The organism is Pedobacter sp. ASV28, from assembly GCF_016428855.1.
GTDB lineage: Bacteria > Bacteroidota > Bacteroidia > Sphingobacteriales > Sphingobacteriaceae > Pedobacter.
Map to the genome: position 1 here is coordinate 1 of NZ_JAELTN010000078.1, position 18,757 is coordinate 18,757.

General features: G+C 39.0%; 16 protein-coding genes. 9 read left to right on the forward strand and 7 right to left on the reverse strand.

What is annotated here, in order from left to right:
• Nucleotides 1-145: 145 nt before the first annotated feature.
• Entirely contained in the window at nucleotides 146-1,225 is a 1,080-nt protein-coding gene (fbaA, locus tag JHD79_RS20215) for a class II fructose-bisphosphate aldolase (RefSeq protein WP_199121171.1), read from the reverse strand.
• A 178-nt stretch (nucleotides 1,226-1,403) separates the two neighbouring features.
• Here fbaA and accD point away from each other — a divergent pair, with 178 nt between their 5' ends.
• From accD to JHD79_RS20230, 3 genes are all read left to right on the forward strand, one after another.
• Complete coding sequence (gene accD / locus JHD79_RS20220; protein ID WP_199121172.1) at nucleotides 1,404-2,249, forward strand: acetyl-CoA carboxylase, carboxyltransferase subunit beta; 846 nt, start codon at nucleotides 1,404-1,406, stop codon at nucleotides 2,247-2,249.
• A 794-nt stretch (nucleotides 2,250-3,043) separates the two neighbouring features.
• Nucleotides 3,044-3,715: an N-acetylmuramoyl-L-alanine amidase gene (locus tag JHD79_RS20225; protein ID WP_199121173.1), complete on the forward strand. Its 672-nt coding sequence runs from the start codon at nucleotides 3,044-3,046 to the stop codon at nucleotides 3,713-3,715.
• An 84-nt stretch (nucleotides 3,716-3,799) separates the two neighbouring features.
• Nucleotides 3,800-5,350, forward strand: coding sequence for a M20/M25/M40 family metallo-hydrolase (locus JHD79_RS20230; protein WP_199121174.1), 1,551 nt, complete (start codon nucleotides 3,800-3,802; stop codon nucleotides 5,348-5,350).
• A gap of 342 nt (nucleotides 5,351-5,692) precedes the next feature.
• Here the strand turns inward: JHD79_RS20230 and JHD79_RS20235 are convergent, their stop codons facing one another.
• From JHD79_RS20235 to JHD79_RS20250, 4 genes are all read right to left on the reverse strand, one after another.
• Entirely contained in the window at nucleotides 5,693-6,697 is a 1,005-nt protein-coding gene (locus tag JHD79_RS20235; RefSeq protein WP_199121175.1) for a cytochrome d ubiquinol oxidase subunit II, read from the reverse strand.
• Nucleotides 6,697-8,028, reverse strand: coding sequence for a cytochrome ubiquinol oxidase subunit I (locus tag JHD79_RS20240; protein ID WP_199121176.1), 1,332 nt, complete (start codon nucleotides 8,026-8,028; stop codon nucleotides 6,697-6,699). Before JHD79_RS20240 ends, JHD79_RS20235 begins: the two co-directional genes overlap by 1 nt.
• Before the next feature lie 174 nt (nucleotides 8,029-8,202).
• Entirely contained in the window at nucleotides 8,203-9,111 is a 909-nt protein-coding gene (locus JHD79_RS20245) for an MBL fold metallo-hydrolase (protein WP_199121177.1), read from the reverse strand.
• 60 nt (nucleotides 9,112-9,171) lie between these two features.
• The gene (locus JHD79_RS20250) at nucleotides 9,172-9,381 is read right to left on the reverse strand and encodes a hypothetical protein (protein WP_199121178.1); all 210 of its coding nucleotides are present in this window, start codon (nucleotides 9,379-9,381) and stop codon (nucleotides 9,172-9,174) included.
• Between the two features lie 142 nt (nucleotides 9,382-9,523).
• On the opposite strand from JHD79_RS20250, the gene JHD79_RS20255 reads away from it, so the two are divergent.
• Both JHD79_RS20255 and JHD79_RS20260 read left to right on the forward strand, forming a co-directional pair.
• Entirely contained in the window at nucleotides 9,524-10,180 is a 657-nt protein-coding gene (locus JHD79_RS20255) for an oxidoreductase (RefSeq protein ID WP_199121179.1), read from the forward strand.
• A gap of 85 nt (nucleotides 10,181-10,265) precedes the next feature.
• Entirely contained in the window at nucleotides 10,266-10,817 is a 552-nt protein-coding gene (locus tag JHD79_RS20260; protein WP_199121180.1) for a DNA-3-methyladenine glycosylase I, read from the forward strand.
• A gap of 293 nt (nucleotides 10,818-11,110) precedes the next feature.
• Here JHD79_RS20260 and JHD79_RS20265 read toward each other — a convergent pair whose 3' ends face one another.
• Complete coding sequence (locus JHD79_RS20265; protein WP_199121181.1) at nucleotides 11,111-12,259, reverse strand: cysteine desulfurase family protein; 1,149 nt, start codon at nucleotides 12,257-12,259, stop codon at nucleotides 11,111-11,113.
• A 31-nt stretch (nucleotides 12,260-12,290) separates the two neighbouring features.
• A complete protein-coding gene (gene glmM / locus JHD79_RS20270; protein ID WP_199121182.1) occupies nucleotides 12,291-13,679 on the reverse strand; it encodes a phosphoglucosamine mutase in 1,389 nt (462 codons plus the stop codon).
• Between the two features lie 389 nt (nucleotides 13,680-14,068).
• Between glmM and JHD79_RS20275 the strand changes: the two genes are divergently transcribed.
• The 4 genes from JHD79_RS20275 to JHD79_RS20290 all read left to right on the forward strand — a co-directional run bounded on the left by JHD79_RS20275 (nucleotide 14,069) and on the right by JHD79_RS20290 (nucleotide 18,563).
• Complete coding sequence (locus JHD79_RS20275; protein WP_199121183.1) at nucleotides 14,069-16,300, forward strand: hypothetical protein; 2,232 nt, start codon at nucleotides 14,069-14,071, stop codon at nucleotides 16,298-16,300.
• 248 nt (nucleotides 16,301-16,548) lie between these two features.
• Nucleotides 16,549-17,280, forward strand: coding sequence for a bifunctional 2-polyprenyl-6-hydroxyphenol methylase/3-demethylubiquinol 3-O-methyltransferase UbiG (locus JHD79_RS20280; RefSeq protein ID WP_199121184.1), 732 nt, complete (start codon nucleotides 16,549-16,551; stop codon nucleotides 17,278-17,280).
• Entirely contained in the window at nucleotides 17,277-17,837 is a 561-nt protein-coding gene (locus tag JHD79_RS20285) for a phosphatase PAP2 family protein (protein ID WP_199121185.1), read from the forward strand. Before JHD79_RS20280 ends, JHD79_RS20285 begins: the two co-directional genes overlap by 4 nt.
• Nucleotides 17,838-17,840: 3 nt before the next feature.
• Nucleotides 17,841-18,563, forward strand: coding sequence for a ZIP family metal transporter (locus JHD79_RS20290; protein ID WP_199121186.1), 723 nt, complete (start codon nucleotides 17,841-17,843; stop codon nucleotides 18,561-18,563).
• Nucleotides 18,564-18,757 lie beyond the last annotated feature (194 nt).

The following is an 18,757-nucleotide window of genomic DNA, read 5'->3' on the forward strand; positions in this document are numbered from 1 at the left end:
GCAGTTGATTATTGCCGGGGAAGAAATACCAATTGGTATTGGCTATAGACCGCTACTACAAACACATATCGGCAACAAAAATCTTTAAACAAAAAGCGCTGCGATGATCATTGCAGCGCTTTTTGTTATGATAAACAAGTAGAACTTATAGTTTATCGTTAGCGTTGATACAATTCAGGTCTTCGAAAGCCACCGTTAAGCGTTTTACAAATTCCTCTTCTGCCTTACGTAACCAAACCCTTGGATCATAATATTTTTTATTAGGTTTATCATCGCCTTCCGGATTTCCAATTTGGCCTTGTAAATAAGCCTCATTCTTCTTGTAGTAACCTAAAATACCTTCCCAGAATGCCCATTGCATATCGGTATCGATATTCATTTTAATGGCACCATAAGAAATTGCCTCTCTAATTTCTTCTTGCGAAGAACCAGAACCGCCGTGAAATACGAAATTGATTGGCTTTTCGGCAGTCAGGTTGTATTTTTCTTTGATATAGTCTTGAGAATTTTTCAGGATGATCGGTTGCAATTTTACGTTACCTGGTTTATAAACACCATGTACGTTTCCAAAGGCTGCCGCTACGGTAAACCTATCGCTCACTTTGCTCAGTTCTTCATAAGCATAAGCCACTTCGCTAGGTTGGGTATATAATTTAGAACTATCTACATCACTATTGTCCACTCCATCTTCTTCACCTCCGGTAACGCCAAGCTCAATTTCAATGGTCATTCCCATTTTGCTCATGCGCTCCAAATATTTGGCACTGATTTCTATATTTTCCTCAATAGGTTCTTCAGAGAGATCCAACATGTGCGAAGAAAACAAAGGTTTTCCTGTTTCGGCGAAGAATTTTTCACCATGGTCCAATAGACCATCGATCCAAGGCAATAATTTTTTTGCGGCATGATCGGTGTGTAAAACTACGGCTACACCATAATGTTCTGCCAATAAGTGCACATGTTTAGCAGCAGAAACCGCACCTAAGATACATGCTTGTAAATTATCATTGTTTAAAGATTTGCCCGCATAAAATTGCGCACCACCATTTGATAATTGGATCATTACCGGCGAATTCACCGCTTTAGCCGTTTCCATTACCGCATTAATCGTATTGGTTCCTGTTACGTTTACAGCAGGTAGTGCAAACTGATGTTTTTTGGCCTGCTCAAACAGTTCTTGTACAGCAGCTCCATAAATTACGCCTTTGTAGCCTTTTAAACTCATTTTATATTTAGTTTTAGTATGTTTCGAAGTTAGGAATTTTAATCTAACAACAAGTGAATAAACACAAATGTAATCAAATTTTACTTATTGTCAATTATACACTAAGACAACATTAAATCTCTTATTTGTGTTAATTTTTTTTTTCGTTTCTTTGTAGTCGCATTTTTAAAAAGTAAACATGTCTTGGTTTAGAAGAGAAAAGAAAGGTATCAGCACTACCACCGAAGAAAAAAAGGAAGCTCCAGATGGCTTATGGAATAAATGTCCAAGCTGTAAGAAAGCCCTTCACAGTGCCGATCTAGAAGAAAACAAATGGGTTTGCCAATACTGCAACTATCACCTTAGGGTAGGTTCTAAAGAATATTTCCAGGTACTTTTTGATCATAACGAGTATACCGAAATCTTCCCTAACCTAACTTCTGGAGACCCGTTAAACTTTGTAGATAGCAAACCTTACACCGATAGGCTCATAGAAACCAGCAAAAAAACTGGGCTAAAAGATGCCATAAGGGCTGCACATGGCAAAATTGATGGAGAAGACATTATGATTGCCTGTATGGATTTCAACTTCATTGGCGGTTCTATGGGTTCTGTAGTAGGCGAAAAAATTGCTCGCTCTATAGATTATAGTCTTAAAAAGAAAGTTCCTTTCTTAATGATCTCTAAATCTGGTGGCGCACGTATGATGGAAGCTGCATTTTCTTTGATGCAAATGGCCAAAACCTCCGCAAAACTGGCCCTGTTGAGTCAGGCAAAAATACCTTATATTTCCCTATTAACCGATCCAACTACGGGTGGTGTAACCGCCTCTTACGCCATGTTGGGCGACATTAACATTGCCGAACCAGGCGCCTTAATCGGTTTTGCAGGCCCTCGCGTAATTAAAGAAACCATTAAAAAAGATCTGCCAAAAGGTTTCCAAACTTCAGAATTTGTACTGGAGCATGGTTTCCTTGACTTTATTGTAGACAGAAGGGAAATGAAGGCAAAATTGGCCACCTTCCTTAAAATGATGAAGAAGTAATTTTGTTCGGTAGTTCACTGGTTCATTAGGCTAATCCATAAAACTAATGAACAAATGACAACAACGTTGACCGAAGTGAAATCCCGATTTTTCGGGAAATTGATTATACTAGAAAAGCAGGGTTCGTACATCTAAACAATTTCAGCCCTGCTTTTTGGCTTTAGTTGCTCGCTACACTTCGCAAGCTACCGCCGTCAATCAGGTTTATCGTACGCTAATCTGTAACTCTAACATACCTACTTTTGCCCTTGCAAAAAATCCACGTTACCGTTATTTGGCCTCCTATTTTTTCAGTCAGCAGTAATTAGCCCTAGCTAGTGCATCAAAGAAAAAATAGGCAGCCTTGATTTTTGATCAACTTTTTATCAAGAAAAGTTGAATGTCCTCCGGCATAGAGGAAAAATAAAAACAAAAATTAACCAAGACGTTATTATTTAGTACATCCAAAACATTTCATAACTTAACATCAACAAATCAAACAGCAATGAAAAAAACATATATTTTACTTAATATTAATAGCTTCGACTTTTTACAGCTAAACAAAAGAAAAAGCAAAATACAACGAAGCCCTAACTAAAAAACTGGGCACGGATATTTGAATGGCTTCTCCCCTCGCATCCGATAGCTCCCTAATAATGCTTTTTTGTCCTTTCGATGAGGTACAAACCATCTTAAAGCTAATATTTATAGATATTATACTATTTTCACTTCAAACTTAAATACAAACCATGTTACCATTTTCGAAACTAAAATTTCACCTTCTTCCCCTGCTATCTATTGTTTTATGTTCCCAGATGGTTTTAGCGCAAAAAAAATCAACTGTTGTGGTGTGGCAACCTTCGCACCAAACCGATACTGGTGTAGATTTTAGTGAAGCGCAAACCTGTAACACCATGGTAGAAGCAGCGATGAAAAAATCGCCAATGAAAAAGGAATATAAAGTATGGAGTTTGTACGAAGAAAATTTGCATCACGCCAACGTAGGTAGCAACACAAAACTAGAGCATACCTCAGATGTGATAGAGGGAAAAATTTCAGGTTATGCTTATGAAATTAATAAATCAAATGAGCTGAAGGCCGATGTGTTTATTTCCTTCCATAACAACGGCGGCACCAAACAACATGCCATTTGGGGGTTCATCCACGAAGGTGATGAATATGAGAAAGATAATCGGGAACTAGCGGCTCGCTTAACAGCAGCAATAGCCTCGGCAACCGATTTAACCAACAAAGGTGTTTTTGGGGATAGCTGGCCTGATCGAAATGATTACCGATGTAAGGAAACTGGCAAAAGAGCTTTCTATAGTCTAGATGAGCAGGTAAACAAAGCCAAATACCGCGTACTTCTAGAAATTGGCGACATCGGCCAAAGCCGCGATTTCTTGCTGAACAAAAAAAATTTGACAAAAATAGGCGAAGCCGTAAAAGAAGCTTTGCTAATTTGGCTCAAGGAAAAGGGATTATAAGCTTTGCAACATTTCTATTAACAAAAATTTAGAACGGACTTAATCCCTAATTTAGAGGTCTATAAGACAATAAACATTTTAAACATGAATAGAAAATTACTTTTACCGAGTTTATTGCTATTTACCTCCTCTTTTGTTTTTGCACAAGACAAGGTAATTGACAACATCGTTAAGGAAACCAATGAAAATTCACAGCTTGAAAAGCTGGCTCACGAACTTTTGGATGTGATAGGCCCACGTTTGGTAGGCTCGCCACAAATGAAACAAGCCAATGATTGGGTAGTAAAAAAATATACAGATTGGAATATTTCGGCCAAGAATGAAAAATGGGGAGAATGGCGAGGTTGGCAAAGAGGCATTACCCACATTGACCTGGTCAGTCCGCGTTTAAGAACTTTAGAAGGCACACAATTGGCCTGGAGCCCATCAACCAATGGCAAGCCCATTAAGGCCGAAGCCATTATTCTACCCGAAAACATTATCGATTCTATTGCTTTTCAAAAATGGCTACCTAATGTTAAAGGCAAATTGGTCTTGATCTCACAAAATCAGCCCTCTGGTCGTCCAGAAAAAAATTGGGAAGAATTTGCAACCAAAGAGCTGTTCGAAAAATTTAAAAAAGAAAAAGCTGAAGCGACTAAAAAATTCGCGCAAAATTTAGCTAAAACGGGTTTAAAAGCTAAAGAATTAGCTTTAGCCTTGGAAAATGCCGGAGCTGTCGCCATTATCATTAACAACTGGTCGCAAGGTTTTGGCGTAGACAAGGTTTTTGGGGCCAATACCAAGAAAGTTCCAACAGTTGACCTGTCCGTAGAAGATTATGGTCTAGTCTATCGCTTAGTAAAATATGGTGCCAAACCTGTACTAAACATCACTTCAGAATCTAAAGAATTAGGTCTTGTACCTACCTTTAATACGGTTGCCGAAATTAAGGGCAAGGAAAAACCGAACGAATATGTGATGTTATCGGCCCACCTCGACTCATGGGATGCCGCAAGTGGCGCTACTGATAATGGCTCAGGTACCATCATGATGATGGAAGTGATGCGTGTGCTCAAGAAATTTTATCCCAACCCAAAAAGAACCATTTTGGTGGGCCACTGGGGAAGTGAAGAGCAAGGCTTAAATGGTTCAAGAGCTTTTGTAGAAGATCACCCCGAAATTGTGGGCAACCTACAAGCATTGTTCAATCAAGATAATGGCACCGGAAGAGTGGTTAATCTAGGCGGCCAAGGCTTTGCCAAAGCAAAAGATTTTTTAACGCGCTGGTTGGCCAAAGTACCTGATACCATTAAAAACCAGATCAAAACTTCTTTCCCGGGTGTACCGGGAGCTGGCGGTTCTGACTTTGCCTCTTTTGTAGCTGTGGGTGCGCCGGGCTTCTCCCTAAGCTCTACCAGCTGGGATTATGGCACTTATACCTGGCACACCAATAGGGATAGCTATGATAAATTAGTTTTCGATGAGATCAGGAGCAATGTTATTCTTGCTGCCATTATGGTTTATATGGCCTGTGAAGACCCTGAAAAAACCTCTAACGAAAGAAGTAATCCATTACCTACAAATGAACGTACCGGAAAACCTTCTACTTGGCCAGAACAGAAAAAAGCCATCCGTAAAGGCGGTATAGATTAGGAAACTGCTGTCGGCATTTCGGACGCAGAGAGAATTGACAATCAACAAAAGTTAAATCTAACAGTGCTATATTTTCAACCACCTAAGACATCTTAGTTCATTTTAGATGTTTTAGGTGGTTTTTTATTTCGGTCCTTCTATATCCTATTATTTTTTCAACCACCTAAAACGCCTTAGTTCATCTTAGGTGATTTTGCGGTAGTTTTAAATTTTTTAAATGCTCTAAAATACCTGAGATGGTTAGCCGTTACTTCGACGAGGACCCAGGAGAAATCTAAAAACACTATAATTGATTACCACATAGAAACACCTTAGTTCGTTTTAGGTGTTTAAGTAATATGATTATTCTTCCTTTTGCTGAAATTTATAGAACAGATATCCTAAAAAAGGCAAGATTAACAAACTTCCCAATACCAATGCCCATCCTAAGCTTTGAATCGTCTTCTCAGGGCCTATTGTTTCATATAAGGAAATTACCTCACCTCCTTTCAACCTGATAAAATTAGGGAAGTGCGCATAGCTAATGGCAATCAAAATCATGGTCACCTGAAAACCTGCCAACACGCGTAAAATTTTTGTTTTGCCCTTTAAAAGCAGATACCACAATAATACTAAAGACAGACTGGCCAAGCTTACTGATACCAGGCCCACTTCGTTGTAGATTACCCAATTTATTAAAGGGACTTTTTCTATCGCCGCACTGAAGAAGACCATTGCTCCAAAAATTACGGCTGCCACATTCATATATTCGGCTTTCTTTATGAAGCGTTTCTTATCTTCTGCTGTTTTACACTCCCCTATTAGATAAATGGCCGCCAAAAAACCACATAAAGCGGTAGTAAACAGCCCCACCGAAACAGAGAACCAATTCAACCAGCTAAAGATATAGGCATCCACAAAATTATTCGCAGCCAGATCTACCCTTCCAGATAAAACACTACCTGCTATAATACCCAAAAACAAAGGGGTAACAAAGCTCGAATAAATAAAAATTCGATTGTATAGTTCCTGCATATTATCTTTTACCGCATCGTAATGTCTAAATACAAAAGCTGTTCCCCTCGCTATAATGCCAATCAACATAATGGCCAGCGGAATATGTAAATAAACAGACATGGTAGTGTAGATCAATGGAAAACCTACGAACAAGATGACTATGGCTATGATCAACCACATGTGGTTGGCTTCCCAAACTGGCCCAATAGCCTGATGCATGGTATGACGGGTTTTTCCTCTATTCTTTTTCGAGGTAAACAACTCGATAATACCTGCCCCAAAATCAGCTCCTCCCAACAGGAAATAAAGCAGTATGGATAAACATAAAAAGGTAATTACTACATATTCCATTATGGTTCGGTATTTTGTTTTGCAGATGAATGATATAAAATAGGCACCATTTTAATCTGCCGATAAAGTAAAAAGATAACAATGATACTCAACGAAAAATAGATGGCCGAAAAGAGATAGAATGACCAGACAATGCCTGGCATTGGGGTAACGGCATCTTTGGTACGCATAATGCCGTAAATGATCCAGGGTTGCCTACCTACTTCTGTAACTACCCAACCTGCTTCTAAAGCAATATAGCCCAAGGGGATAGCACATACAAAAAGTTTGAGCAGCCATAAAGTTTTCAATACGCTTTTCCTCCTCCATAAGATAAAAAAATACACCAATGAAAGCAGCAGCATCAAGGTACCCAATCCCACCATAATTTGAAAGGCGTAATGGGTAATGGCCACTGGTGGGTGCTCATTTTCTGGAATTTGGTCTAAGCCCTTAACTTCAGCCTTAAAATTGCCATGTGCCAAAAAACTTAAAGCCCCGGGTATTTCAATCGCCTTGCTTACGGTTTTATTTTTCTCGTCTACAATACCACCTATTAATAAGGGTGCTGGTTTTTCCGTTTGGTATAAAGCTTCCATAGCAGCCAATTTTGCAGGTTGCCTTTTGGCCACATCTTTTGCAGAAATATCTCCACTTATAGGCTGTAAAAGAGCACATACCGTAGCAAAGGCAGCAGCAATTTTAAATGCTTTATAATGAAAATCTACGTACTGTTTTTTTAGGATCATTAAGGCATGTACGCCTGCCACTGCAAAGCCGGTAGCTGTAAAAGCCGCTAGGCACATATGCAGGGCCTGTGTAAACCAAGCATCATTGAACATGGCTTTGATGGGATCTATATTGGTGTACTGTCCGTTTACATATTCAAAACCAGACGGACTGTTCATCCAGGCATTGGCCGCAACCACCAAAATACCCGAAGCCAAACCGCTCACGCCTACCACTACCCCGGTAAACCAATGGAACCACTTATTGAGTTTGTTCCAACCATATAGAAAAAAACCCAAGGCAATGGCTTCTATAAAAAAAGCGGTCCCTTCTAAGGAGAAGGGCATACCAAAAATCGGACCTGCATGCTCCATAAATTTTGGCCAGAGCAGGCCCAATTCGAAGGATAACATTGTTCCCGATACAGCTCCTGTAGCGAAAAAGATAGCTACGCCTTTACTCCAAGCTTTAGTAATATGCTGATATACCTCCTTATTTGTCTTTAACCATTTGTAATGAGAAACCGCCATAAAAAATGGCATCACCATTCCGATACAGGCATAGATAATATGAAAGCCCAAGGAAAGGGCCATTTGCGAACGTGCGGCTAAAAAATCATCCATAAGTTGGGGATTTGGATTAAACAAATATAGGGCTTAACACCTTATATATTAGCACCATATTCCCCCATAAAAGATATATTTGAAATATAGAACGTTTATAAATTAAAATATCTTTATTTTTTTTCAGATCTTTTTAAAAGTGGTTATGCCACTTTACAAATGTGGTATGTTTCATCATGATTTTACCATCGTTAGTTCAGCATAGGCCGCATTTAAACTTCTGGCAATACCGTCGCCTTGCCACTCAGGCGCATTGGGTATGGTAGTCGCTTTTAAAATATCATCTTTAGATTTACCTGCCTTGATTTCATTGCCGACAAAAGCCAACAAGGATTGTAGGTAATGCTGAAAAGCTTTAAGGTCTTCCTTGTTACCGGTGATCTTCTCGGGATCGAGGCTATGTCCAAAAACAAAAAGCGTATCCTTATCAAACTGTTTCATTGTCTTTTCTAAAACCACAATCCAGCTCGTTATATCGGCACCATTTGCCGTATCGATAAATGGAAAACGGCGATTGAACACCAAGTCGCCTACATGGGCAATATTTGCATTTTCAAAATGATAAATGGCATCTCCATTGGTATGCCCTGCTCCAAAATAATGCGCCGTTATTTTTTCCTTCCCTACTTTTGTGTTCCAACCATTGTTTCCAAAGCTCATATCCGGCAATAACTGTTTATCCAAGTTGTTCGCTTTTTCGGCAGTAAGTTTTTGATTAGCTAGCGAGTGCTGATGGGCCACTACATGTTCGGCCAAGCCTTTAAATGCAATATTTCCTCCGGTATGATCACCATGATGGTGTGTATTCAACAAATACCTGAAAGGCTTTTCTCCCAGCTTCTTCAATTCTTCAATAACATGGGGTGCCGTAGCAGGAAATTGCGCATCGACTACTACAAATCCATTGGGGTTATTTAGCCAGGCTATGGTTCCACCTTGTTCGGTAAATACACCTATATCATTTCTTAAGGGTTTAAATTGATAGGCTCTGAACAAAGGAGCTTTAGCAAATAAATTGGACCTGTACAAGGAAAGCATAGCCAATGCAAATGCCGATTGTTGGATAAACTGTTTACGTTGCATAGCAGAAATTAAAAAGCCACGGCTGAAATGCCGTGGCCTAAATTTAATGAATAATTTTGATTAAAAGCCACTACCAGGTGTAGTACCCGGCTCATGACCATCACCCATTGGCGGATGCTTACGTGTATGATTCTTACTGAAATTAGTTTTGATGCTCGAAGAAGAATTCTTCTCGATATTCTCTTCTGTCCTTGTCGGTTTTGTATCATCAATATCAATCAGATCATTCCTTATTTCTTTTTTCTTTTCATTTTTATTTGCTCTTTCCATGATATGCTATATTTTGATCCATATCTTTTTAACAATATCCATTTATTATTGTTTGTCAAATAGCGATCTTACAGCAGTACCAAATTCATACAGCATAGCGATGGTTTGTGTAACTTAATAGTTCAAAAATTAATTGATACAGATGAAAACAGCAATTCTCTTTGGTGCCAGCGGATTTATAGGTGGATATTTATTAAACGATCTCTTACAAAGTGATATTTATAGCCAAGTAAAAATTGTAGTAAGGAAACCTTTGGATTTACAGCACCATAAATTAAAAACCATTATTGCCGACTATCAAAGTTTGCCACAATACCAGGATGAACTAGTTGCCGATGATGTATTTATTACCTTGGGCACTACGAAAAAGAAAACGCCCAATGAAAAGGAATACTATCAAATAGACCACGATTATCCGGTTCTGGCGGCACAGCTTACCTTAGCAAAAGGTGCAAAATCTGTATTCATGGTAACGGCCATCGGTGCCAATGCAAGATCTTCCATTTTCTATGTAAAAACCAAAGGTGAGTCCGAACGAGATGTATTGGCACTTGGTTTTGAGCATACACACATTTTCCGTCCCTCAATGATTATGGGCAACAGAAGCGAAAGTAGGCCATTGGAGAAGATCTTTATAAAGATTTGGGTAGGCATTAACTTTTTGTTGGTTGGAAGTCTGAATAAATACAAGGGCATTACAGCAAGAGAGATTGCAAGGGCAATGTTCACTGCCGCCCAGCAACCTGCCGAAAAGGTAAAGTTTTATCATTGGCAAGAAATGCAACAGCTCTTAAAATAGAAAAACAACTATTTTTTGTCAACTGACATAAGGTTGTCACTTTACCTTCTATTTTTGCCTATTAAATTTACAAGCAATTATTAACATGAGCTACTGTAGCGCTATACCTCATATGCAGCCCGAAGAACGTAGGGCTCTGCATGCCAATTATCACGATAATCATTATGGCTTTCCCATTCATGACGATAACGAATTATTTGGCCGCCTAATTTTAGAGATCAACCAAGCGGGCTTAAGTTGGGAAACCATTCTTAAAAAGGAAGTGGGTTTTAGACAAGCTTACGCCAATTTCGATATTAAAAAAGTAGCAAACTTTACAGCAGCCGACAGGGACCATTTATTACAGGATACTGGAATTATCCGCAATAAATTAAAGATCAACGCAGCCATAGAAAATGCGAAGACTATTCTTCAATTGCAGCAGGAGTTTGGCAGTTTCGAAAAATGGTTAACGCATCATCATCCCAAAACCAAAGCAGAATGGGTAAAGCTGTTCAAAAAGACTTTTAAATTTACCGGTGGTGAAATTGTTGGTGAATTTTTGATGAGTATTGGTTATTTACCTGGTTCACATGATACTTCTTGCGCTGTGTACAACAAAGTTTTACAAGCCAATCCAAAATGGACCAATAAATAAGCAAATAAAAAGATGAAACGAAAAGCATAGGTTTAGATTTCTCACATCGATTCGAAATGACAACTTACTTTGAGCATTAGCACAAGTTGCTGTTAAATAGATCCGATTGAGTTGGATACCGATTGCAACATCTGTTTTTATTGTTATGTGGTGTACTTGCTTGTTACACAGGTTTTATCGGGAGAAACACAAAGCGGGGCAAAATGGAAGCGATTAGCACCAAAATTGCTCTTCAAAAAAAAGAGAGAAACCATTAGATTTCTCTCTTCATTTGAAATAAAAAGTGTTTTGACTTAAGCCAAGGTATTCTGTTTAACCACCATCTTAATTTTTTCGAGGGTGTAGTCTATTTCTTCTTTAGTGGTGTATTTACTGAAAGAAAAACGAACCGCCGGGCGATTTGGATCCGCTTTGATACCATTTAACACATGCGAACCAATATTGGAACCTGATGAACAGGCGCTACCACCAGAAGCACAAATGCCATTGATATCTAAATTGAACAGCAACATATCTGCCATGTCCATTTCTGGAAATGACACGTTCAGCACTGTATAAAGACTTTTACCAGCCTCTATTTCACCATTGAAATCAATACCAGGCACTTCTGCCAACAGTTGTTCCTTCATATAATCTTTTAACTGCTGTATCTGTTGCTGGTGTTGCTCCATCTCCGCGTAAGCAATCTCTAAGGCTTTGGCCAAACCTACAATACCATATACATTTTCAGTTCCGCCACGCATGTTGCGTTCTTGTGCCCCACCATAGATCATTGGCGGAATTTTAATAGAATTATTGACATATAGAAATCCAACTCCTTTAGGTCCGTGCAGTTTATGTGCAGCACAAACGATGAAATGTGCTTTCAGCTTACGTACATCGTGCGCATAATGGCCCATGGTCTGTACGGTATCTGCATGGTAAATGGCATTATATTTTTCACAAAGGTTGCCCACTGTTTCCATATCGGTCAAAGTGCCCAGTTCATTATTGGCATGCATCAACGAAACAAAACTCCGGTCATTATTCTGCAACAATTCTTCCAGATGCGCATAATCTACATTGCCCTTGGCATCAATGTCTACAAAACTGAGCTTATCTATTACCCCGTCTTTTAACAACATATCTAAGGTATGTTCTACGGCATGATGCTCAATTTTAGAGGTAATGGCATGCTTAATACCGTATGCCGCTATACCACAGCGTATGGCTGTATTATCGGCCTCTGTACCACCAGAGGTAAAGAAAATCTCTGAAGGGGATGCATTCAACAGTGTTGCCACTGTTTTACGTGCCTTTTCTACCAACGTTCTTACTTCTCTTCCCAAGGCATGTATAGCAGACGGATTGCCAAAGTAGTGTTGCATTACATTGGTCATTTCTGCGATTACCTCTGGATCTAATGGCGTTGTAGCGGCATTATCCAAATAAACTTTTTTCATTTTATAAATAATAAGTTAGTATCTGCTGGCACTAGCCTATTTTCAATATCTCCTTAATGTCGGAAATAATTTTATTGGCCAGGTTTTCTGCAATTGTTTCGTTCTCAGCTTCGCTGTAAATACGAATAATCGGCTCCGTATTAGATCTCCGCAAATGTACCCATTCTTTTTCAAATTCAATTTTCAATCCGTCAATTGTGCTATGCGGTTGATTTTTATACTTCTCCTCTACCTGCAACAAAAGCGCATCGATATCCATCTCTGGCGTTAATGTAATCTTGTTTTTGGAGATGTGATAAGATGGATAACTGGCCCTCAATACCGAAATTGATTTGCCAAATTTGGCCAAGTGCGAAAGGAACAAAGCAATACCCACCAGGGCATCTCTACCATAATGCAACTCCGGGTAGATAATCCCGCCATTGCCCTCTCCGCCTATTACGGCTTGGGTAGCTTTCATCTGATTGACCACATTCACTTCTCCAACAGCGGCTGCATTATATTGATTTCCATATCTCTCTGTTACATCTTTCAAAGCCCTTGTAGAAGACAAGTTAGAAACAGTATTACCAGGTGTATATTTAAGAATGTAATCTGCCACGGCTACCAAGGTGTACTCTTCACCAAACATAGATCCATCTTCATTTACAAAGCATAAACGGTCGACATCTGGATCTACTACAATACCCAAATCTGCCTTTTTCTGTTGAACAACCTTAGATATTTCAGTCAGGTTTTCCGGCAGTGGTTCCGGGTTGTGAGGGAAATGGCCATTTGGCTCGCAATAAAGTTCATGAATAGTTTCTACACCTAATGCCCGTAACAAAGGAGGGAGAAAAATACCTCCCGTAGAGTTTACACAATCAATAACTACATTAAATTTTGCTTTTTTTATCGCTTCTACATCCACCAATGGCAAGGCCAAAATGACATCTATATGTTTTTGGATATAACTATCGTTCTTGATCACTTTGCCCAATTGATCTACATCAGCAAAGCTAAAATCTGCTTTTTCAGCGATCTCCAACACCTCTTTTCCATCGGCATCACTAATAAACTCGCCTTTTGCATTCAACAATTTCAAGGCATTCCATTGTTTGGGATTGTGACTGGCCGTTAAGATAATTCCTCCCGCGGCATTTTCTAGCGGAACTGCTATTTCTACGGTTGGCGTAGTAGAAAGGCCTAAGTCAATCACTTCAATGCCAAGTCCCTGAAGGGTACCAACGACCAGGTTGTTGACCATTTCGCCTGAAATACGGGCATCACGACCAAGTACGATTTTTTTATTTTGGGTTTTATCGATTACCCAAGATCCATAAGCTGCAGTAAATTTTACCACATCTATTGGGGTTAAACCATCGCCGGCCTTACCGCCTATGGTCCCCCTAATTCCAGAGATAGATTTTATTAAAGTCAAAGTGATTATTTTTTTTCCAAAATTAACAAAAAATAGGTGGTCTGTAAACTTATCTTTTACGTTTCCGGTAGATCAGATAATTTAATTTCCATAAATAAGCTGCTTATGCGTGGTCCTTGCCAAATATGGGTACATGTTAAGTTATATGTAAACGAATATAACAGAAACAAACGTTTGTGTTGAGTTTCTCCAAGCAGAGCCAAAAACATGACCTTCAAAGTACGCACATTAGTTAAAGCACTCATTTTCACGCACAAAAAGTATGATTTTTTAATTTCATGGCCAAAATCGATCAAACGTTTGCGCTACATACATACCCACTTATGGTTGACCAATGTCTTACTTTTAAGTCTATTATTTTTCAACCTTCAACTTCTTAAACAAAAATTATGAAAAAACTTCTACTTGCAATTTTATTGGCTGTTCCTTTTTTGGGAAATGCTCAAGGCCCAGGTGGTATAGGCCTACCTGCCATCTGGCTAAAAGGTGATGATGGGGTAACACCGGCAACCAATGGCAGTGCCATTACAGGATGGCAAAATAAAGGTTCAATAGCTTTTACCCTATTGCCATCTTTTGTTTCTCCCGCCATTACAAACCCTACCTTTAGCAATGCCACAGATCGATCAGGTGTTACCTTTGCCTCTGGCCAAACCATGAGCTTTGACCAGGTTGGGACAGAACTATCCAGCATACTGGGTGATGGCATTAACACTTTAAAATATGATGTATTCATTGTAGCTACGGGCAATAGTTCAGGCGCACTTATTTATTTGGGACCAAATACACCAGGCACAACATCTGCTGCACTTGACCATATCGGCTTTGGCAAAAGAGCAGTATATTATAGCCAATCAGCTCCAGCTTCTACATTTGCCGATGCAGAAATAGGTTATTATGGCAGAACTATACTTACCAACAATGTAAAGGAAGCTTATACGCCTAATGTGCCCATTAACGGTATCCCAAGCGAACTGACCATAAGCAACATCATATCTAATCCATATGATCCATATACAGACCTTAACAGTTTGTTGTTTAGCATAAATGGCATAGGCAATACCAAACAAAACGATGGTGTTACAGCATCTCCGGGTGGTCAAGATTATTTTGGCAAACAACAGGATTACGTTGCAGGCTCACAATCTAATCGTTATAATACCTTAAATGTAACCAAAGTTCAATTAGGAGGACTATATCACGATATTAGTGGTCTGAAAAGACCTTTTGCAGGAACTTATTATGAAATCATTATTTATCCAAGAAGATTAACGACTACAGAGCGCCAAAAGGTATATTCATACCTAGCTACAAAATATAGGATCTACCTGGCTCATGACCAAGGTGCATATGCTGGTACGGCTATCTTAGGAAACGGCACAGGAAATGGGGAAACTGTAAACAATGGCACTTACTTCGCATCCGATGGTTCAATCATATTCAAAAGAGATGGCTTTACCTACTCTAACAATCAAGATTATAATGGCAACACGGTAACGGGCTTTCCTAAAGATACCTTTTATCCACTTTCTACGTCAAATACCAACGATAATTTCCAGCTATTTGGCAGGGACGATGCCAGTGGTTTAAATACGTGGGTTACTGGCAATTCTAGTGGGGCTTATTTTGAAAAGTCTCCCAAATCGCAAATGCCGGGAGACAAACAATTTATGACAATGACTTCCAATGGTGCTACAATGGCTTCTTACTCAACCACTAATGATGCCAATACACCATTTCCTACAGGTGCAAATATTGAAGGCCGCTTGGCACGCACTTGGAAAATCACAACTACCGGCTACAATGATTCGTTCAACATGAATCCCAATGTTACTGCCGCTATTGTTTCTAACAATGGTTTCACTAATGCAAACATAGTATTGTTAATTAGTAAAGACCCTACATTTCCAGCAAACAAAACGGCAGCAATTTCCGGTTTTACCGGAATCACTCCTTCAAGTGGTTTTTTATCGAAAACCACCAAGGTATCGGATATTTTGGGACCAGTTGGAGCTGGAGAATATAAAGTTTTCTATGCCACCATTGCAAAAACAAGCGGCACTACAGGTCTTCCTGTAACCTTACCTGTAGAACTCACCTCATTCACCGCTAAGGCCAATGCAAGTTCAGTGAGCTTGAACTGGAATACCGCTTCAGAAAAAAATGCCTCGCATTTCAATATTACCCGTTCTGTTGATGGTACCAATTTCTCCATTATCGGTAAAGTTGCTGCTGCTGGAAATACCCATACCGAGAGAAATTATAAATTTACCGATTTCTCTCCTTTAAAGGGCACCAACTATTATCAGTTGCAACAAGTAGATTTAGACGGTACACAAAACCCATCGGGTATTGTTAGTGCAAAAATTGCCGTTCCAACAAGTGCGCTGACCCTACAAGAGATTGGTGCCACCGATATCTTATTAGGCATTTACGTACCCAAGGCCATTAAAGGTAAAATTGAGGCCACTAATTTAATAGGACAAAAAATTGCTGACCAATCGGTTAACCTAACAGAAGGCAACAATAGGATCTCCGTAACTACCGGAACAAACAAAGGTCTGCTAATTTTAACCTTAACGACAACAGAGGGCACAATCAGTAAAAAAGTTATAAAATAAATCAATAATCTCTTATTATAGAGAGGCTGTTTAAAAAGTTTATTTTCACCATATCCAATTTATTGGAGATCTTAATGAGGCATCAATGTCAATTAAAGAGCTTTCCCTTTTAACGGAACCGGTGCAATACTTTTTAGACAGCTTCTTTTTTTTGCCTTGAAAATGAAATCAATAAAAAATGTGGATGAACAACATAGCTGCATTAAAAGGCAAAATCATATATTTGTAGTTCAACAAATCGGTAAATAATGCAACGAAAATGGTTTCAATATTGGTTTAATTCTCCATATTATCATATACTATATGGGAATAGAAATGATCAAGAGGCAGAATTACTGATAGACAATCTACTGGCTTACCTAAAACCCGAGGCAAACAGCAAGATCATTGATATTGCCTGTGGTAGAGGTAGACATTCTATCTACCTTAATAAAAAAGGCTATGATGTTACTGGTATAGATTTATCAGAACAAAACATCAAATATGCGCAGCAGTTTGAGCAAAAAAACCTCCATTTCTATGTGCATGATATGAGAAAGCTTTCTTATATCAATTATTTCGACCTTGCCCTCAACCTCTTTACCAGTTTTGGGTACTTTGAAACGGAAAAGGATCATGTGAATGCACTAAAGGCATTTAGAAAAAGTTTAAAAGCAGACGGCACTTTCGTAATTGATTATTTCAATACGCAAAAGATCATAAAAAACCTTACCAACCAAGAAACGAAGACCATAGATGGTATTGAATTCCATCTGCATAAATTTGTTTCGGAAGGAAAAATCATCAAGCACATTAATTTTGAACACAAGCTCAAAGATTATGCATTTGAGGAACGTGTACAGGCTTTCTTATTGGCAGATTTTGAACATATGCTCGAAAAAAGCGGACTGCTCATCACCGAAAAATTTGGCAGCTATACTTTAGAGCCTTTTGATGAAATGAAGTCTGACAGGTTAATTCTTGTTTGCAAAAAAGCATGATAGCAGAATTACAGCAATTCGATACCGAGTTATTCCTAAAGATACATAGGGGTTTGAGCAATGTTTTTTTCGACTGGATTATGCCCCTGCTCAGAAACCGTTTTTTCTGGTCGCCGCTGTATTTATTTATTATTATCTTTTGTATCAAGCAGTATAAGAAAACGGGCTATTACATTATCGCAGGGGTACTGATCACCTTCGCTATGGGCGATTTGATCTCGTCTAGAATGATCAAGCCTATGGTCAACCGGGTACGCCCCTGCAACGAAGTAACGTTAAGCAATAAAATCATACACCGTGTACCTTGTGGTAGCGGGAAAAGTTTTCCATCATCGCACGCCACCAATCATTTTGGCATTGCCGTTTTCTTGATCAGTGTATTTTACAGGAAATGGAAAGCCATCTTGCCCATAGGCATAGCCTGGGCGGCCGTGATTAGTTTTGCACAGGTCTATGTAGGTGTACACTATCCTATAGATGTATTTTGTGGCGCTCTACTCGGTATTAGTATCGGTCTTTTAACGGCCTTCATTTATAAAAAAGTAAAACCTGTTTAGACCATGGAGATCTGGAAATTTTCTGTTTTATTTTTTTGTGCTTTTTTGGGAGGTATGGCCATTTTTTTGGTCAAGAATGACAAGTCAAGATTACTAAAACTTATCTTATCTTTTAGTGGAGCCTACTTATTCTCCATTACAGTGCTCCACCTTATTCCCGATGCCTATAGCGGTACAGATGGACATGAAATAGGTATTTACATCCTTATAGGCTTTCTCTTACAGGTTTTCCTCGAACAGTTTTCTGAAGGTGTTGAACATGGACATATCCACAAGCAACATCATGCGCATGCTTTCCCCTATGGCATTATGATCAGTTTATGTCTGCATGCCTTTTTAGAAGGTATGCCCTTGGCCAAAGATCATCATAACGAATTCATATTCGGCATTGCCCTACACCATATACCTGCAGCATTTGCCTTGGCCAGCATCCTACTGCAAAACCATATCCAAAAAGGTCAAATTGTATTTTACCTAGCCATTTTCGCAATAATGGCCCCCTTAGGTTATTGGATGAGCTTAGGATTGAGCAATGGTAGTATTGGTGGCATAGAAGCTTATTTCAATAAAATTATGGGAATTGTAATCGGTATATTCCTACACATCTCTACTACTATACTCTTTGAATCGAGTGCGGACCATAAAATCAACAAAAGAAAGATGGTTGCTGTACTACTGGGCATCAGCGTAGCCCTAGTTGGTTATTTTGCAGGGCATAGCCATTAGGGAATTTACGATTCTAGATTGACGAATTCCGATTTGTCGTACAAAAAGCCTGCAATTTATACGGTTAAACCAAATCTACAGCCCTATAGTTTCCAACATTCCTGTCAAAATCTAAAATCGTAAACTGTAAATCATAAATCAATTATATCTGTCTCTTATACACATCTCCGAGCCCACGAGACCTGCGTTACCAT